This is a genomic window from Enterocloster sp. OA13 (assembly GCF_022440595.1).
In the GTDB taxonomy this organism is placed as follows: domain Bacteria; phylum Bacillota; class Clostridia; order Lachnospirales; family Lachnospiraceae; genus Enterocloster; species Enterocloster hominis.
The window spans coordinates 3,796,964-3,813,650 of record NZ_JAKNTF010000001.1 but is presented as its reverse complement, the minus strand read 5'-3'; the positions used below and the strand labels follow the sequence as shown (position 1 = coordinate 3,813,650).

14 protein-coding genes are annotated in these 16,687 nt (G+C 51.5%); 12 read left to right on the top strand and 2 right to left on the bottom strand.

Annotated features, from left to right (window positions below; translation table 11 throughout):
- Nucleotides 1-60: 60 nt before the first annotated feature.
- The 6 genes from MCJ35_RS16880 to MCJ35_RS16855 all read left to right on the top strand — a co-directional run bounded on the left by MCJ35_RS16880 (nt 61) and on the right by MCJ35_RS16855 (nt 8,884).
- On the top strand, nt 61-3,030 hold the full coding sequence (locus tag MCJ35_RS16880) for an insulinase family protein (protein ID WP_025486298.1): 2,970 nt from the start codon (nt 61-63) through the stop codon (nt 3,028-3,030).
- 13 nt (nt 3,031-3,043) lie between these two features.
- Entirely contained in the window at nt 3,044-3,955 is a 912-nt protein-coding gene (era, locus tag MCJ35_RS16875) for a GTPase Era (protein WP_008718484.1), read from the top strand.
- A gap of 92 nt (nt 3,956-4,047) precedes the next feature.
- Nucleotides 4,048-4,698, top strand: a complete 651-nt coding sequence (gene recO, locus MCJ35_RS16870) for a DNA repair protein RecO (protein WP_025486299.1) — start codon at nt 4,048-4,050, stop codon at nt 4,696-4,698.
- Nucleotides 4,699-4,825: 127 nt separating this feature from the next.
- Nucleotides 4,826-5,479 carry a hypothetical protein gene (locus MCJ35_RS16865; RefSeq protein WP_240299584.1) on the top strand — a complete coding sequence of 218 codons (654 nt, stop codon included), beginning with the start codon at nt 4,826-4,828 and terminating at the stop codon, nt 5,477-5,479.
- Nucleotides 5,480-5,515: 36 nt separating this feature from the next.
- Entirely contained in the window at nt 5,516-6,904 is a 1,389-nt protein-coding gene (locus tag MCJ35_RS16860; protein WP_008718479.1) for a glycine--tRNA ligase, read from the top strand.
- A gap of 156 nt (nt 6,905-7,060) precedes the next feature.
- On the top strand, nt 7,061-8,884 hold the full coding sequence (locus tag MCJ35_RS16855; RefSeq protein WP_025486302.1) for a leucine-rich repeat domain-containing protein: 1,824 nt from the start codon (nt 7,061-7,063) through the stop codon (nt 8,882-8,884).
- An 8-nt stretch (nt 8,885-8,892) separates the two neighbouring features.
- Here MCJ35_RS16855 and MCJ35_RS16850 read toward each other — a convergent pair whose 3' ends face one another.
- Together MCJ35_RS16850 and MCJ35_RS16845 are read right to left on the bottom strand one after the other, a co-directional pair.
- Nucleotides 8,893-9,774, bottom strand: coding sequence for a phosphatidylserine decarboxylase (locus MCJ35_RS16850; RefSeq protein ID WP_025486304.1), 882 nt, complete (start codon nt 9,772-9,774; stop codon nt 8,893-8,895).
- 20 nt (nt 9,775-9,794) lie between these two features.
- Nucleotides 9,795-10,409 carry a CDP-alcohol phosphatidyltransferase family protein gene (locus MCJ35_RS16845; RefSeq protein ID WP_008718473.1) on the bottom strand — a complete coding sequence of 205 codons (615 nt, stop codon included), beginning with the start codon at nt 10,407-10,409 and terminating at the stop codon, nt 9,795-9,797.
- 228 nt (nt 10,410-10,637) lie between these two features.
- Here MCJ35_RS16845 and MCJ35_RS16840 point away from each other — a divergent pair, with 228 nt between their 5' ends.
- From MCJ35_RS16840 to MCJ35_RS16815, 6 genes are all read left to right on the top strand, one after another.
- On the top strand, nt 10,638-12,158 hold the full coding sequence (locus MCJ35_RS16840; protein WP_008718469.1) for a sensor histidine kinase: 1,521 nt from the start codon (nt 10,638-10,640) through the stop codon (nt 12,156-12,158).
- Nucleotides 12,130-12,819: a response regulator transcription factor gene (locus MCJ35_RS16835; protein ID WP_008718465.1), complete on the top strand. Its 690-nt coding sequence runs from the start codon at nt 12,130-12,132 to the stop codon at nt 12,817-12,819. Before MCJ35_RS16840 ends, MCJ35_RS16835 begins: the two co-directional genes overlap by 29 nt.
- A gap of 344 nt (nt 12,820-13,163) precedes the next feature.
- The gene (locus tag MCJ35_RS16830; RefSeq protein ID WP_025486308.1) at nt 13,164-14,276 is read left to right on the top strand and encodes an ABC transporter substrate-binding protein; all 1,113 of its coding nucleotides are present in this window, start codon (nt 13,164-13,166) and stop codon (nt 14,274-14,276) included.
- A 68-nt stretch (nt 14,277-14,344) separates the two neighbouring features.
- Complete coding sequence (locus MCJ35_RS16825; RefSeq protein ID WP_227796091.1) at nt 14,345-15,148, top strand: ABC transporter permease; 804 nt, start codon at nt 14,345-14,347, stop codon at nt 15,146-15,148.
- Nucleotides 15,145-15,933 (top strand): ABC transporter permease, encoded by a 789-nt coding sequence (locus tag MCJ35_RS16820; protein WP_008718460.1) that lies wholly within the window; start codon nt 15,145-15,147, stop codon nt 15,931-15,933. Before MCJ35_RS16825 ends, MCJ35_RS16820 begins: the two co-directional genes overlap by 4 nt.
- Nucleotides 15,912-16,685: an ABC transporter ATP-binding protein gene (locus tag MCJ35_RS16815; RefSeq protein ID WP_025486309.1), complete on the top strand. Its 774-nt coding sequence runs from the start codon at nt 15,912-15,914 to the stop codon at nt 16,683-16,685. Before MCJ35_RS16820 ends, MCJ35_RS16815 begins: the two co-directional genes overlap by 22 nt.
- The last annotated feature ends 2 nt before the right edge of the window (nt 16,686-16,687 follow it).

Sequence of the window (16,687 nt, the reverse complement as noted above, 5' to 3'; positions counted from 1 at the left end):
GCTGGGACAACCAAGGCAGACTATGAAGTAGTATGATATAGAAATGGAGAGAGTGAATCTATGGCAGATGAAAGGAAACTGGAAGCAGTCAAAGGGCTGGCCGCCTACCGTGTGGCCGGGGAGAAGTTTGTGGAGGAAATGGATTCCAGCGCAATGGTGCTGGAACATATTAAGAGCGGTGCAAGGCTGTTCCTTATGTCGAATGATGACGATAACAAGGTGTTCTGTATCGGCTTCCGCACGCCTCCTGAGGACAGCACCGGACTTCCGCATATTCTGGAACACAGTGTGCTGGAGGGATCTGAGAAGTTCCCGGTCAAGGACCCGTTCGTGGAGCTGGTGAAAGGATCTCTGAATACGTTCTTAAACGCCATGACCTATCCGGATAAGACCGTGTATCCGGTGGCCAGCTGCAATGAAAAGGATTTCCAGAACCTGATGGACGTGTACCTGGACGGGGTGCTGCACCCTGCCATCTACAGGGAACCCAAGATTTTCCTGCAGGAGGGCTGGCACTATGAGATGCAGTCCCCTGAGGATGACCTGACCATTAACGGCGTTGTGTATAATGAGATGAAGGGCGCATTTTCCTCTCCTGAGAGCGTGCTGGACCGGTTCACCAGGAACGTGCTGTTCCCGGACACCATCTATGCCAATGAGTCTGGCGGGGACCCGGCTGTAATCCCCAACCTGACCTATGGGCAGTTCATTGAATTCCACAGGAACTACTATCATCCGGCCAACAGCTATATCTATCTGTACGGGGACATGGACATGGCGCAGAAGCTTACATGGCTGGATGAGGAATATCTGGGCAGGTATGACAGGAAGGACTGTCATGCGGACTCCTCCATTCCCATGCAGAAGGCATTTGACGGTCCGGTGGAACGGGAGATTACCTATTCCGTCACAGAGGAGGAGGGGACGGCCGACAGGACCTATCTGTCCGTGAACACGGTGGTTGGCACGGATTTGGATCCGGAACTGTATGTGGCTTTCCAGATACTGGAATATACCCTGATCAATGCTCCGGGCGCGCCCCTTAAGCAGGCATTGATTGATGCGGGAATCGGACAGGATATCCTGGGCGGGTATGACAGCGGGATCCTCCAGCCCTACTTTTCCGTCATAGCCAAGAATGCCAACCCGGAGCAGAAGGGGGAATTCCTGGCGGTTGTCAAGGGCACCCTGCGCAGGCTTGCCGACCAGGGGATTGATAAGAGGAGCCTTTTAGCCGGACTGAATTACTATGAGTTCCGTTACAGGGAAGCGGACTATGGTTCCGCCCCCAAAGGACTTATGTACGGCCTGTGGTCCATGGACAGCTGGCTCTATGACGGGGACCCCATGCTGCACCTGGAATACCAGAAGACCTTTGACTTCCTTAAGAAGGCGGCAGGGGAAGGGTATTTTGAGCAGCTGATCCTCAAATACCTGTTGGATAACCCACATGAGGCTGTCATCATGGTAAGCCCCAGGATAAACCAGACAGCCGAGGAGGACAGGAAGCTGGCAGAGAGGCTGGCAGCCCATAAAGCCTCCCTTGGCAGGGAAGAGATAGAAGAACTTGTGGCCCGGACCAAAGCGCTGAAGGCATACCAGGAGGAAACCTCCTCCCAGGAAGACCTGGAGAAAATCCCCATGCTCACACGGGAGGATATTGACCGGGAGGGCGCAAAGCTCTCCTATGAGCTTAAGATGGAGGATGGGGTAAGGGTAATCCACAGCAGTATGTTTACTTCCGGCATCGGCTATCTGAAGGTGCTTTTTGATACGGACCGTGTGCCGGTGGAAGATTTTTCCTATGTGGGCCTCCTCAAGTCCGTCCTGGGATATGTGGATACGGAGCACTACAGCTACAGTGATTTGTCCAGCGAGATATATTTAAACAGCGGAGGGGTGAACTTTGCAGTAAGTTCATATCCGGATATGGCTAATCCGGGCCGGTTTACCGGAGCCTTTGTTGCCAGCGCAAAGGTACTGTATGAAAAACTGGATTTTGCATTTTCCATCCTGACCGAAATCCTTACGCGTTCCAATCTGGATAATGAGAAGCGTTTGGGGGAAATCCTGGACGAGACACGTTCCAGGGCCAGGATGAAGATGGAGGATTCCTCCCATGCGGCCGCGGTGGGCAGGGCGTCCTCCTACTACTCGGCAACCTCGGCATTCAACGATATCATAGGCGGAATCGGATATTATCAGTTTTTGGAGTATGTAAGCCGCAGGTACAGTGAGGAGCCGCAGTACAGGAAGGAATTGATAGGAAAGCTGAAGAGCACGGCTCGGCAGCTGTTTACAAAGGATAATATCCTTGTGGCGTATACGGCGGATGAGGAGGGCTATGGACGCCTTCCTGTGGAGCTTCAGACATTTAAGGCAGGCCTTTTGGAAGGCAGCGGGAAAAAGCACGCATTTACCTTTGAAGCCGGCAACCGCAATGAAGGATATAAAACAGCTTCCCAGGTCAATTATGTGGCAAGGTGCGGTTCTTTTGCGGATAAGAGTGTCAATGGACGCAGCCTGGAGTATACCGGGGCGCTGAGGGTGTTGAAGGTCATCATGAACTATGAGTATCTCTGGATGAACCTGCGCGTAAAAGGTGGCGCATATGGATGTATGAGCAGCTTTGGCAGGTCGGGGGAAGGGTACATGGTATCCTACCGCGACCCGAACATGGCGAAAACCAATGAGATATACGAAGGCATACCGGATTATCTGAGAAGCTTCACCATCGATGAGCGGGATATGACCAAATATGTAATCGGCACCATCAGTGATGTGGACACACCCCTTACCCCGTCCCTGAAGGGCAGCAGGAACCTTTCCGCCTATCTCTCCGGCGTGACCGATGAGATGATACAGCGGGAGAGGGAGGAAATCCTGGACGTGACCCAGGAGGATATAAGGAACCTGGCAGACATCGTGCAGGCCGTGCTGGATACAGGGGCGCTGTGCGTGATCGGCAATGATGAACAGATTAAGGCGGACCGGGCAATGTTTGGGGAAATCAAGAATTTGTACCACTGATAAGGAGATATGAATGGAAGAGAATACACAGAAGAAATCCGGCTTTGTGACACTGATTGGGCGGCCCAATGTGGGGAAATCCACCCTGATGAACCATCTGATCGGACAGAAGATTGCAATTACGTCCGACAAGCCCCAGACCACCAGGAACCGGATACAGACCGTTTACACGGATGACAGGGGACAGATCATATTCCTGGACACACCAGGTATCCACAAAGCCAAGAACAAGCTGGGCGAATATATGGTCAATGTGGCGGAACACACGCTGCGGGATGTGGATGTCATCCTGTGGCTGGTGGAACCAAGCACCTTTATCGGGGCAGGGGAACGCCATATCGCGGAGCAGCTGAATAAGGTGAAGACACCGATCATCCTGGTCATCAATAAGATTGATACGGTTAAGAACCAGGATGAAATCCTTACCTTCATGGCGGCATACAAGGACATATGTGATTTTGCCGAGATAGTACCCCTGTCAGCCCTGAAGGAGAAGAACACGGACCTGCTTACCGAACTGATTTTCAAGTATCTTCCCTATGGTCCCCAGTTTTATGACGAGGATACGGTGACCGACCAGCCCATGCGCCAGATTGCGGCTGAGTTGATCCGGGAAAAGGCGCTGCGCCTTCTGAACGATGAGATTCCCCACGGGATTGCGGTGACCATTGAGAGGATGAAGGAGCGCCCGGACGGCATCATGGACATTGACGCCAGCATTGTGTGTGAGAGGGATTCCCACAAAGGCATCATCATCGGCAAGGGCGGGAGCATGTTAAAGCGGATTGGTACGGAAGCCAGGAAGGACATCGAGCGCATGATGGAAATCCAGGTGAACTTAAAGCTGTGGGTCAAGGTCAGGAAGGAATGGCGGGACAGCGAACTTTATATGAAGAACTATGGTTACGATGGCAAGGATGTGTAAAAAACGTTGTATTTACAACGGATATATGGCGAATGCCACAAGATAAAACGAAGATAAGGTCTGATGGATAGCAGAGGGGAGGGGATTCTGAAATGAGAGAGACAGTAACACTGACCGGGATGGTCCTCATTTCAGCTCCTTCCGGGGATTATGACAGGAGGCTGGTGCTGCTCACAAGGGAGCGGGGACGTATTACCGCGTTTGCCCATGGCGCCAGAAAACCAGGAAATCCCCTGATGGCATCCAGCAGGCCTTTTTCCTTTGGGACCTTCACCCTGTATGAGGGGAGGAGCGCCTATAACCTTCAGTCGTCGCAGATTGCCAATTATTTTGACGGGCTGTCACTGGATATGGAGTGCACGTGCTACGGCTCCTATTTTTTGGAGGTGGCGGATTATTTTTCACAGGAAAATATGGACGGCACCGAACTTTTAAAGCTGCTTTACCAGTCCCTTCGCGCCCTTTTGAACCCATCCATCCCTAACCGTCTGGCAAGGCGGGTGTTTGAGCTTAAATCCATGGTCATTAACGGGGAGTATACGGAGGAACCGCCAAGGCCGGTTTCGGAATCCTGCAGCTATGCCTGGGAATATGTGGTGTGTTCCCAGGTGGAATCCCTTTATAAATTCATCTTAAAGGATGATGTGATGAGGGAGTTTGAATCAGTGGTGGAGGCCAGCAGGCGCTATTATGTGCGCCATGAGTTCAAATCCCTTGAGATTTTGGATGAGCTCACCGGATAAAATACATTCTAAGGCTTGAAATTATAGGATGTAGAGGATATAATATCCGGGTAGGCCCATGACGGACGCCAATGGGTACTGGTTTCTGCCGGCGGGTCTGCGGATTAATCACACGAAAGGATTGAGTATGAAAAAAATCATGGCAATGGCGCTGGCCCTCATGACGGCCGCGGTCCTGGCCACGGGCTGTGCCGGAATCGGCGCACCGGGCAAGGGGACGCCTGTGGAGAACAGCGTGATGATAGAAAAGGACGGCAATGTCCAGTGGGCATCCGTGGAAACCTATGACAAGGGGGATTATACGGAGGAGGAGCTGAAGGCATTTGTGCAACAGCGCATCAGCGATTTCAACAGTTCCCTTGGCAAGGCGGCAAAGTCCGAGAACACCGAGGGCGCTGAGAAGCTGCCTGTAGCCCTTGTATCGGCCAAAATTGGGGATGGTAAGGCATTTACCGTAACTGAATATGATACGGCTTCACGCATCATAGAGTTTGCCAGGGAAATCGGGGATTATAATGTGACCTTCACAGCGCTGGAGGCAGGAAGGGTAGCGGTTCTGGGCCAGGGCCTGGAGGACGTGGCATTTAAGGATGTCAAGGGCAATGCGGTGGATGCATCCCAGGCAGTGTCGGACGGCCAGCAGGTGCTGGTAAAGGCAGAAGGCCCTGGTGTCATCAAGACGGAAAAGAAAATCCTTTATGTCAGTGACGGGTGCAGCCTGAGGGATTCCAACACGGTTGAGACGCCGGAGGAAGGCACCAGCTATATCATCTTAGATTAATATAGAATGAATGAAGATAAAAGAGAGGATACGGATATGGAAAAGACAATGGAAAAGATTGTGGCGCTTGCCAAGAACAGGGGATTTGTTTATCCCGGCTCTGAGATTTACGGCGGCCTTGCCAATACCTGGGACTACGGCAACCTTGGCGTAGAGCTGAAGAACAATGTAAAGAAGGCATGGTGGCAGAAGTTCGTAATGGAAAGCCCATACAATGTGGGTGTTGACTGCGCAATCCTGATGAATCCCCAGACCTGGGTGGCCAGCGGACATCTGGGCGGTTTCTCTGATCCCCTGATGGACTGCAAACAGTGTAAGGAGAGGTTCCGTGCAGATAAGCTGATTGAGGATTTTAACGATGAACACGGTATTAAGATAGAAGGCTCCGTGGACGCATGGTCCCAGGAGCAGATGAAGCAGTACATTGACGACAACAATATCTGCTGTCCAAGCTGCGGCGCCCATGATTTTACGGAAATCCGCCAGTTCAACCTGATGTTCAAGACCTTCCAGGGCGTTACCGAGGATGCCAAGAACACGGTTTATCTCCGTCCGGAGACAGCACAGGGCATTTTTGTCAACTTTAAGAATGTACAGAGGACTTCCAGAAAGAAGGTTCCCTTTGGCATTGCACAGATCGGCAAGTCATTCCGTAACGAAATCACGCCAGGTAACTTTACCTTCCGTACAAGGGAATTTGAGCAGATGGAGCTGGAATTCTTCTGCAAGCCTGATACGGATCTGGAGTGGTTCGCATATTGGAAGCAGTATTGCATCGACTGGTTAAAAGCCCTTGGAATCAAGGAAGACGAGATGCGTGCAAGAGACCATGAGCAGGAAGAACTGTCCTTCTACAGCAAGGCAACCACGGACCTGGAGTTCCTGTTCCCATTCGGCTGGGGCGAACTGTGGGGAATCGCCGACAGGACGGATTATGACCTGACACAGCACCAGAACGTATCAGGACAGGATATGTCCTACTTTGATGACGAGGCAAAGGAAAAGTACATCCCGTATGTAATCGAGCCGTCCCTGGGCGCTGACCGTGTGACCCTGGCATTCCTCTGCGCTGCATATGACGAGGAAGAGATTGGCGAGGGGGATGTTAGGACCGTGCTTCATTTCCATCCGGCCCTGGCGCCTGTGAAGGTAGGCGTGCTTCCGCTGTCCAAGAAACTGAACGAGGGGGCCGAGAAGGTTTACACCGAGCTTTCCAAGTACTTTAACTGTGAGTTTGACGACAGGGGCAATATCGGTAAGAGATACAGGAGACAGGATGAAATCGGCACCCCGTTCTGTATCACCTATGACTTTGACTCCGAGGAAGACCACGCGGTGACGGTACGCGACAGGGATACCATGGAGCAGGTAAGGATTCCGATTAGCGAACTGAAGGATTACTTCGCTGATAAGTTCATGTTTTAGGGGAAATTGAGTATTTACATTCGATAGAGCTGTAATTTGTATGGCTGCATTTTGCATAATCATAAGATGGGATAATAACGGAGAGCTGCACACCTTAAGGACTGGCCTGGATGTGCGGCTTTCCCTGTATTATGGAGGTTTGTTGAGGAGGCGGAGATGGAGAGCGGCAGAGGATGGGATGTGGTGTTGGAGGGCGGCTTGTGCGAAGGCGGATTATGTGAAGAGGGATTAACTGCAGACGGTTTGTGCGGGGGAGGGTTAGATGCCGGAGGCACGTATGTGGAAGGATTATGTGAAGAAGCATCATCTGCTGGACACCTGCACATGAGGGGCGCCTATGGAGGCTGTTTCCTGGCTGTCCTCCTGTGTTCCTTACTGCTTTCAGCGTGTAGCCCGATATCAGACGTTTCAAGCAGCCAGGCGGCCATTGGGCATACGGATGTTACTGATGATGGACGTGTTGATGCTGCTGGTGATGGACATACCGATAATACCGCCGCCGGCCAGTCCGGTGACACGGCCAGTATGCCGTCTGCCCAACCAGGAGCGCTGGAACCATCCGAATATGTGACATTCACGGACTGGGATGGGAAGATACAGACAATATCCGGTTCAGCGTCAACCGCCAGCATAACCATATGCAATGGAACAGATTATGCAAAACTTTCCCGGCTCACCGGACTGAGGGACCTGAGGCTGGCTTTTCACTCGTTTTCCCCGGATGACCTGGAACCGCTGAAAACCCTGACCCGGCTGGAAGTACTGAATGTAAGCTATGAGGGCCTGACGGACATAAGCGCCTTGTCAGGGCTTGGGAATCTGCGGGACCTCTGCCTGATTGGCAATCAGATTAAAGATATCTCCCCCCTTTTTGGTTTGCATAAATTGGAAGAACTTCGCCTGCAGTCCAATGATATTGAGGACCTGTCACCTCTCGCGGACCTTAGGAAGCTGAGCCTTCTATGCCTGGACTGTAATCCGGTCAGGGATATTACCCCCTTGTCCGGCCTTGGTACGCACACCTACCTTACGCTAAGCGGTACAAACCTGGCCTGGGATGACTGGGAACCTGTGAAGCATGTGGTGGATGTAAGCGGACGTCCACCTGTGGAAAACGCGGGTGCTGTTTCCTGTCCGCAAAACTGGGTTAAAAGGATTCAGGGCGCATATCCGGACGGGACCATCCTGACCCTGGATTATGACGATTATGATGGCGATGGCGCATATGAGGCATTTGCCTTTGTGGCAGACGGAAAGGAAACAGCATCCCGTGTCTTTGAAGGATATATGGGGGCGCTGGTGTTTGTCACGGAGGAATCCATGGAAGAAGTGAAACGGGAAACAAGAGGCCAGTATGTCAGTGGATATTATCGATTTGAGGATATTAAAGTCATCAGTCTGACGGATCTGGACGCATTTACCTCATCCACATCCTATCTCTGGACCGTAAGGGACGGCTCGCCGCGTCCCATGAATCTATCCGGTCTGGGAATGGGGTTCCATATGGATGAGATGGGCAATGTGTGCCTGCTTAGAAGCGCATATGACGGTTCGGTGTCATATATGGAGATGGGGGACGGACGCAGTGAGCCGTTTGTAAGCGGTCACAGCTACAAGCCGTATTATTTCTTTTATGAGAATGGGGATTTTACGGAGTATGGCGCCATACAGGTTACAGTGGATGAATTCCTTGCCTGCCAGGGGGCAAAGGAGGTTCTGGGGGAAACGGAGACAGATGGGTTCCAGGTGGACGGGATACTGTTCCGGGTCAATGGACTGATCCACCTCAACCTGCGCCGGGACCATGAGGATGAAAACGGGTATGACAGCAGGTATCAGACCTTCCGGATGTGCCCCGGGAAAATGACGCTGATTGATTCAGATATGGGGACTTACAGGGAATCCCTGACGGATTACGGCCAGGAGGAGAAGACGGTAAGGGTTGTGTATCCATCGGGACTGCCTGCATATGACAGGTAGGAGGGGAATCAGGAGCGCCTGCCCACAGGTTCCCCCATCCGCACTTTTGTCTCTATGTCAAGCGCCGTATTCCTCAGTATATCGCTGTCGGTACGGATTGCGCCTGGTTCAAACAGCAGGATGACAGTGGAGCCGCCGAAGGCAAAGTATCCCTTCTCCTGTCCGCGGAAAACATCCAGGCTGGTGTAGGCCTTATGGTGGTTCATGATTTTGCCGACCATCATGGCGCCCACCTCCATCATCAGCACGGTGCCGAAGTTTTGGGACTTAATCAGGGTGTATTCACGTGTATTTTCCTTATAGATGGGGCGGCTGGCGGCAGCGGAAGGATTCACTGTGTGGAGTACGCCGGGAATCCTGCGGTAGGATGAGCGCTTTCCGTCGTCAATATAAGCATAGCGGTGATAGTCTGACACGGTAAGACGGAACACCAGGGCGGTGCCGCCTGTGTAGCGGGAAGCCAGCTTGCGGTCCTTTAGCAGCTGGTCCAGGGTATAGTCCGTGTGCTTGATGGAAAAATGCCGGCTCCGGCTGATGGTATATGCGCTTACCAGCCCGTCGCAGGGGCTGCAGAGCACATCCGGATCCATATCAAAGGGCCTGGCGCCTTCCTTCAGGGAACGTGTGAAAAAAGCATTGAAGGAACGGTAGGAGCCTCCGGGCGGAATCTCACATCCCCTTACGGAAATACCGCAGGAACGTATGAATGGCCCAATCAGGGCGGATGACAGGGGAGAGTCCAGCAGACGGCCCCCGATTCTGGATATGGCTGGATGGACCAGCGGCTTTAAAAGCAAACGCCCGGGGAGACTGCCGTAGAGAAGACGCAGATATCTGTCCTGTAATGTGTCGCTGCCATGGATGCGTCCGGTTCTGTCAGCGTATTTCATTCAATCACACCTTTCTTTCCTTAAAAAAAGTATATCTTAATCAGTGCCAGTGCCACGATGGATATCAGGAATGTGAGCATTTTCCAGCCTGGCTTTTTAAGCTGGAAGTTGATGATGAACAGCAGTCCCACCGTGAGGATGCAGATGTGCAGCTCAGACAGGAAACGGTGCCCAAGCAAGGGACGCAGGGTGCAGAATAAGGGCAGGATAATGGAAATGGACGTAATCGGAAGCCCCTGGTAGTACTTGCGGGCCTCGTCCGTCTCATCCTGGCGCCGTTCCTCCATCACATTGAAAAATGCAAGGCGGATGACACCTGCCGTCAGATAAAAGACCAGGATGCAGATTCCGGCAATCCCCCTCATTCCCATGGAATAGCACAAGATCATGGGAAATGCGCCAAAACAGACAACATCACACAGGGAGTCAATCTGAATGCCAAAACGCTTCTCATCCTCAGTGCGGTCTGCCTTTGTCCGGGCCACTTTGCCGTCGAACATGTCGCACAGTCCTGAGAATGCCAGGCAGAACAAGGCATATCTGGCAAAACCGTTAAATGTAAGCATCATGCCCAGGGCAGCGGATGCCAGCCCAAGGTATGTCAAAATCACAGTGTAACTGTAAAAACCAATCATATTTTAACCCCAATCGTTACTGCTTTTTCGCCCGTCTGTTCATGGGCAATAGTATTATTATATCAGAAATTGCCGAGGAAACAAGGATAAACGGGAGAGTTATTAATAAAATTTATAATAGTTTTATAAACGATTATAAGTAATTGTGATATACTGTCAATAGCGGGTGACAGTATGTCTTTCTATGTACAGCGTCATACCGCAAGTTAATGAAGGAGGATGGGACTTATGAAATTAAAGACCCGTCTTGCAGTAGCATTTCTGACTATTACCATTGTACCCATGATGCTGTTTTGTCTGATGGCCATGGTGCTTAGCAATTATCAGGCCAAATCCTTTATCAAGGAATATGAGCTGACGGAGCCGGTGGATTTCTTCTCCGGCAATTCCATGCAGATATTCAACCGGCTTACAAAGCGTTCCCAGGAGGATATCCGCAAGTCACTGGATAAGAATCCAGGGAAGTACAGCGATAAGGACTACCTGGATTCCATTAATGCGGAACTGAAAAGCCACTATGCATTCCTGATGGTCCTGAAAGGGGATGCAATCATCTATTGTGGGGATGATAATATCAAGGAGGATGAGGCGCTTTGTGCCCAGCTCCCTCATTTTGGCGCCATGAAGGGCGATTTGGAAGGCGGTATCTATCTGGACGGCGAAAGCCAGCACCTGATTAAGCAGATGGATTTTACGTTTCCGGATGGGGAAGCCGGCACCGCATTCATCATTTCCAACGTGGACGACCTGGTTCCGGAAGTAAAGTCAATGCTCCGCGAGATGCTGATACTGGGGGCCATGATACTGATGATAGCGGGTATCGCCCTTACACTCTGGGTTTACCGTTCTATCTTAAGCCCGCTTAACAAACTGCAGGAGGCCACCAAGAAGATACGGGACGGCAACCTGGACTTTACCCTGGATGTGGATGCGGACGATGAGATAGGGCAGCTGTGCCAGGATTTTGAAGAGATGCGCATCAGGCTCCGGGAGAATGCGGATGAGAAGATACAGGATGATAAGGAGAATAAGGAGCTGATCAGCAACATATCCCATGACCTGAAGACACCCATAACGGCCATCAAGGGTTACGTGGAGGGAATCATGGACGGCGTTGCCTCTTCACCGGAAAGACTGGACAAATATATCCGTACCATTTACAATAAGGCTAATGACATGGACAGACTGATTGATGAGCTTACCTTTTATTCCAAGATTGATACCAACAAGATTCCATATGCATTTACCAAAATCAATGTGGCCCAGTATTTCAGGGACTGCGTCGAGGAAGTGGGAGTGGATATGGAGGCCAGGGGGATTGAACTGGGCTACTTCAATTACGTGGATGAGGATATCGTGGTGATTGCTGACGCGGAACAGATGAAGCGGGTCATCAACAACATCATCAGCAATTCGGTCAAATACCTGGATAAGAAAAAGGGTATTATCAATATCCGGATAAAGGATGTGGGTGATTTCATCCAGGTGGAGATTGAGGACAACGGGAAGGGCATTGCGGCAAAAGACCTTCCTAATATATTTGACCGGTTTTACCGCACGGATTCTTCCCGGAATTCATCCCAGGGCGGAAGCGGTATCGGACTGTCCATCGTGCGCAAGATCATAGAGGACCACGGAGGCCGTATATGGGCTACCAGCAAGGAAGGGATTGGAACGGAAATCCACTTTGTCCTAAGAAAATATCAGGAGGTTATACAGGATGAGCAAGATACTGATAGTGGAAGATGAGGAGAGCATAGCAGAGCTGGAGAAGGATTATCTGGAACTGTCCGGTTTTGAAGTAGAGATTGAGAATGACGGGACAGAGGGCCTTGATAAGGCTTTAAAGGAAGACTATGACCTGCTGATCCTGGACCTGATGCTTCCCGGAACAGATGGATTTGAAATCTGCAAGAAAGTAAGGGAGGTTAAGAACACCCCCATCATCATGGTTTCGGCTAAAAAAGAGGATATCGATAAAATCCGCGGCTTAGGGCTTGGGGCGGACGATTACATCACCAAACCATTCAGCCCCAGCGAGATGGTGGCCAGGGTAAAGGCCCACATGGCCCGATATGAGCGGCTGATTGGCAGCGGCCAGCCTTCCAATGAAATCATCGAGATCCGCGGACTGAAGATTGATAAGACTGCACGCCGCGTATGGATTAATGGGGAGGAGAAGACATTTACCACCAAGGAATTTGACCTGCTCACCTTCCTGGCCCAGAATCCGAACCATGTGTTTACCAAGGAAGAACTGTTCAGTAAGATCTGGGATATGGAATCCATTGGTGATATTGCTACTGTAACGGTGCATATCAAGAAGATACGGGAGAAGATTGAATTTAACACGGCCAAGCCCCAATATATTGAGACTATCTGGGGGGTTGGGTACCGGTTTAAGGTGTGATGTTGACATTACATGAATTTTGATGTGAAATAATTTTATCTAGGAAGTTATATGTGTCCATGTGGTCACAAAGCGAAATCCCGTGTATGCCAGTACACGGGATTTCAATTATGCAAAACACCTGATTCCGTTCCATACTGAAACCAGTCTAAAAAATCTAAAATAATATCAAAAATTCAAAACATCCTCACATAAAAAATCCAACAGGACAAAAATTTCAAAAAAACCATAAGAAAACAGATATACGGTTTTCCAGGAATTTAGTATGATTATCCCATCAAATGAAACATGACAACATGCAGCATGCAGGTTCATGTCTGCGTATGAAAGGGAGGTTATGCGTAATGAAGAAAAGATGGATAAGCATAGTAATGGCGGCTGCAATGCTGGCAGGCACACTGGCAGGATGTGCGCCAAAACCCGTGGAGGCAACACCGGCCCCAACCAAGGCCACGGAGGCTTCCGGGGATACAACGGAGGCCGGAACCCAGGCTGCTCCGGATACGGAGGACCTGCCTGTGCTGAAGGTGGCGGTCATGCCCTTCTTAAACAGTATCCCGATTAAGTATATGATAGACCAGGGGCTGGATACCAAGAATGGTTTTAAGATTGAGACAGTTTACTTTGCCAACGGCGGGGCCATGAACGAGGCCCTGGCAGCCGACCAGTGGGAGGTGGGGACCCTGAGCGCGGCCGCGGTCAATTCCCTGGCCATCTACGGGGCATACTGTATTGCTGATATCGGCCATTCAGAGGGCGGGCTTTATACACTGTGCAAGCCGGATTCACCCATTGCAAAGGTTAAGGGCAATAACCCATCCTACCCGGATGTATACGGTGATGCCGAAACACTTAAAGGCGCGGTCATTGCCACCAATACAGGAACCATTTCCCATCTGAACGTGATTAAATGGCTTGAGAAGCTGGGACTTACCACTGAGGATGTGGAGATTGTACATATGGATTTCCCGTCCGCATACCAGGCTCTCATGACAGGCAATTGCGATGTGGCTGCCCTGAATCCGCCCACTTCCTATCAGGCAGAGGGTGAGGGGATGGTCATTACCTCCAGCCTGACCAACCTGGGAGTGCCCCAGTTTGATTCCATCATTGTCAGCAATAAGGCATTTACGGACAAGAGGGATGTGCTTGTGAATTATGTGAAAGCATTTTTTGAGGCCACCGACGCACTGCAGGCCGACCCGGACATGGCGGCCCAGCTGCTTCTTGACTGGTACACGGAGAATGGGTCGGAATCTTCCCTGGAAGCCTGTAAAACAGAAATTGAGACACGTCCATTTGTGACCTCTGAGGAGGCAAAGACCATAACAATCGGCGATTCTGTCCAGATAACAGGAGAATTCTGGGTATCCCAGGAACTGCTGGAGGAATCCAGGTTCCCGGATATTGCAAAACATGTGGACGATACCATTGTTAAGGAAGCTCTGGGTTACTGATTATAAGACCATACGGATCATAAGGGCGCTTGAAACAGCGCCCTCAATTATTGAAAGGTGGGTTAGACGTGACAGAATTAGAGAAGAAACAGCTGCATGACAGACGTAAGTTTGCCGCAATCTCCGTATGTTCCCTGGTGATGTTTTTCGGGATCTGGTATCTGGCGACTGCTGTCCTGCATCTGATGCCGGATTACAGCCTTCCAAGTCCTGTACAGGTGCTGGAAGCATTTATATATAAATTGAACCACAAGGCGCCGGACAGCGGCACCCTGTTCCAGCATATCCTGGCCAGCCTTAAGGTGGCGCTGAGCGGGTATGTGCTGGGCGCGGTGATTGGGATCCCGCTGGGTATCTGCATGGCATGGTTCAAGCGGATTGATTTATTCGTTACGCCTCTGTTTGACCTGGTGCGCCCGGTGCCCACCATTGCCTGGATTCCACTGATGATCCTATGGTTTGGCATTGGCCTGGGGGCAAAGGCCGCCATTATCTTTGTGTCTGCATTCATCCCGTGTGTTATTAACTCTTATGCCGGAATCAAGCAGACCAAGCCGGTGCATCTGTGGGTGGCCCAGACCTTTGGCGCATCCCGTACCAAGATGCTGTTTACCGTGGCAATCCCAACTGCCATGCCCCTGATCTTCACCGGGCTCAGGATATCCCTGCAGGCTGCCTGGACCACCCTGTGCGCGGCTGAGATGCTGGCAGCCAACAAGGGACTGGGCTATATGATACAGCTGAACCGTTCCCTTGCAAGGGCCGACCTGATTATCGTGGGCATGCTGACCATCGGCTTTATCGGCACCATCTTTGCCGTGGTACTGACGAAAATGGAGGACCACATGGTGAAGGGAGGGAAGAAGTCATGAGGAAAATGAGTGTTTCTGAAAAAGCGGAAAAATCGGTTTACGCCGCCCTGGCAATCGCCTCCTTTTTCCTGGCCTGGGCTTTCATCACTACCTTTACCGCTGCAGGGGAGACGACCCCTGGTCCGGTTCAGGTCATCCGCCTGCTGTTCACGTCCTTTTTTGAGCCGATTGGCCGTTATACCATCTACGGGCATCTGTATTACAGCCTGAGGCGGGTGCTGGTGGGATATACGGTGGCAGCGGTAAGCGGCATTGTGGTGGGTTTATCCATGGGAACCTCCCGTTATGCGGAAGCAATCATCAAGCCATTGTTTGAGTTGATACGTCCCATACCCCCCATTGCCTGGATTCCCCTGGTCATCCTGTGGTTCGGGGTCGGTGAACTGCCCAAATACGCCATCATCTTTATCGGTTCCTTTACGAACATTACCCTAAATGCATATACCGGGGCCCAGCGCGTGGACCCCACCCTGATCGGCTGTGCCAGGATGCTGGGAACCAGCGACAGGGATATTTTCCTGAGGGTCATCCTTCCCTCCAGCCTTCCCCAGATATTCGCAGGCATGCAGGTGGCGCTGTCCACTGCGTGGATGGCGGTTCTGGCAGCGGAGATGGTGGGCGCCCAGGAAGGCTGCGGCTGGATCATCCTCAGGGGCAGCGATACCATCAACATTCCCCTGGTCCTTGTGGGAATGGTTGTGATCGGGGTGGTGGGCCTGGTACTGGCCACCCTTATGCGGGCGGCGGAAAGGAGGCTTTGTTCATGGAACAGAATGGACGTCTAGGACATAGTGTAATCAGCCTGGACCGCGTGACGAAGCGGTTTGAATCTGCGGGGCGCGTGAAGGAAGTAGTGGATAATGTAAGCCTGGAAGTGAAGGAAAATGAATTCGTGGTGCTGTTCGGGCCGGGACAGTGCGGCAAGACCACCATGATTAACCTGATTGCCGGCCTGGAGCTGGTGACGGAGGGCACGGTGACCGTGGACGGTAAAAAGGTGGAAGGGCCTGGCGCGGACCGTGGCGTGGTATATCAGACCACGGCGCTGTTCCCCTTCTGCACCGTCATGGGCAATGTGGAGTTCGGTCCAAAATCGCGGGGGATTGACAAGAAGACCAGGCGGGAGCGGGCTCAGTATTTCATTGACCTGGTAGGACTTCAGGGCTTTGAAAATAGTTTTCCAAACCAGCTCTCAGGGGGGATGCGCCAGCGTGTGGGGATTGCCAGGGCTTACTGTAACGATCCCAAGGTCATGCTCATGGATGAGCCTTTCGGACATCTGGATGCCCAGACGCGCTATATGATGGAGGAGGAACTGGAAAAAATCTGGCAGAAGGAAAAACGCACGGTTGTCTTTGTTACCAACAACATCGAGGAGGCGGTCTATCTGGCTGACCGGATCATCCTGCTGACCAACTGTCCTACTACCATTAAGAAGGAATATGCGGTGGACCTGCCCAGGCCCAGAAGCTATGTGGACCCGGAATTCCTGCGCTTGAGAAAGGAAATACTGGATAATACGGACGAGACATTGTAGAA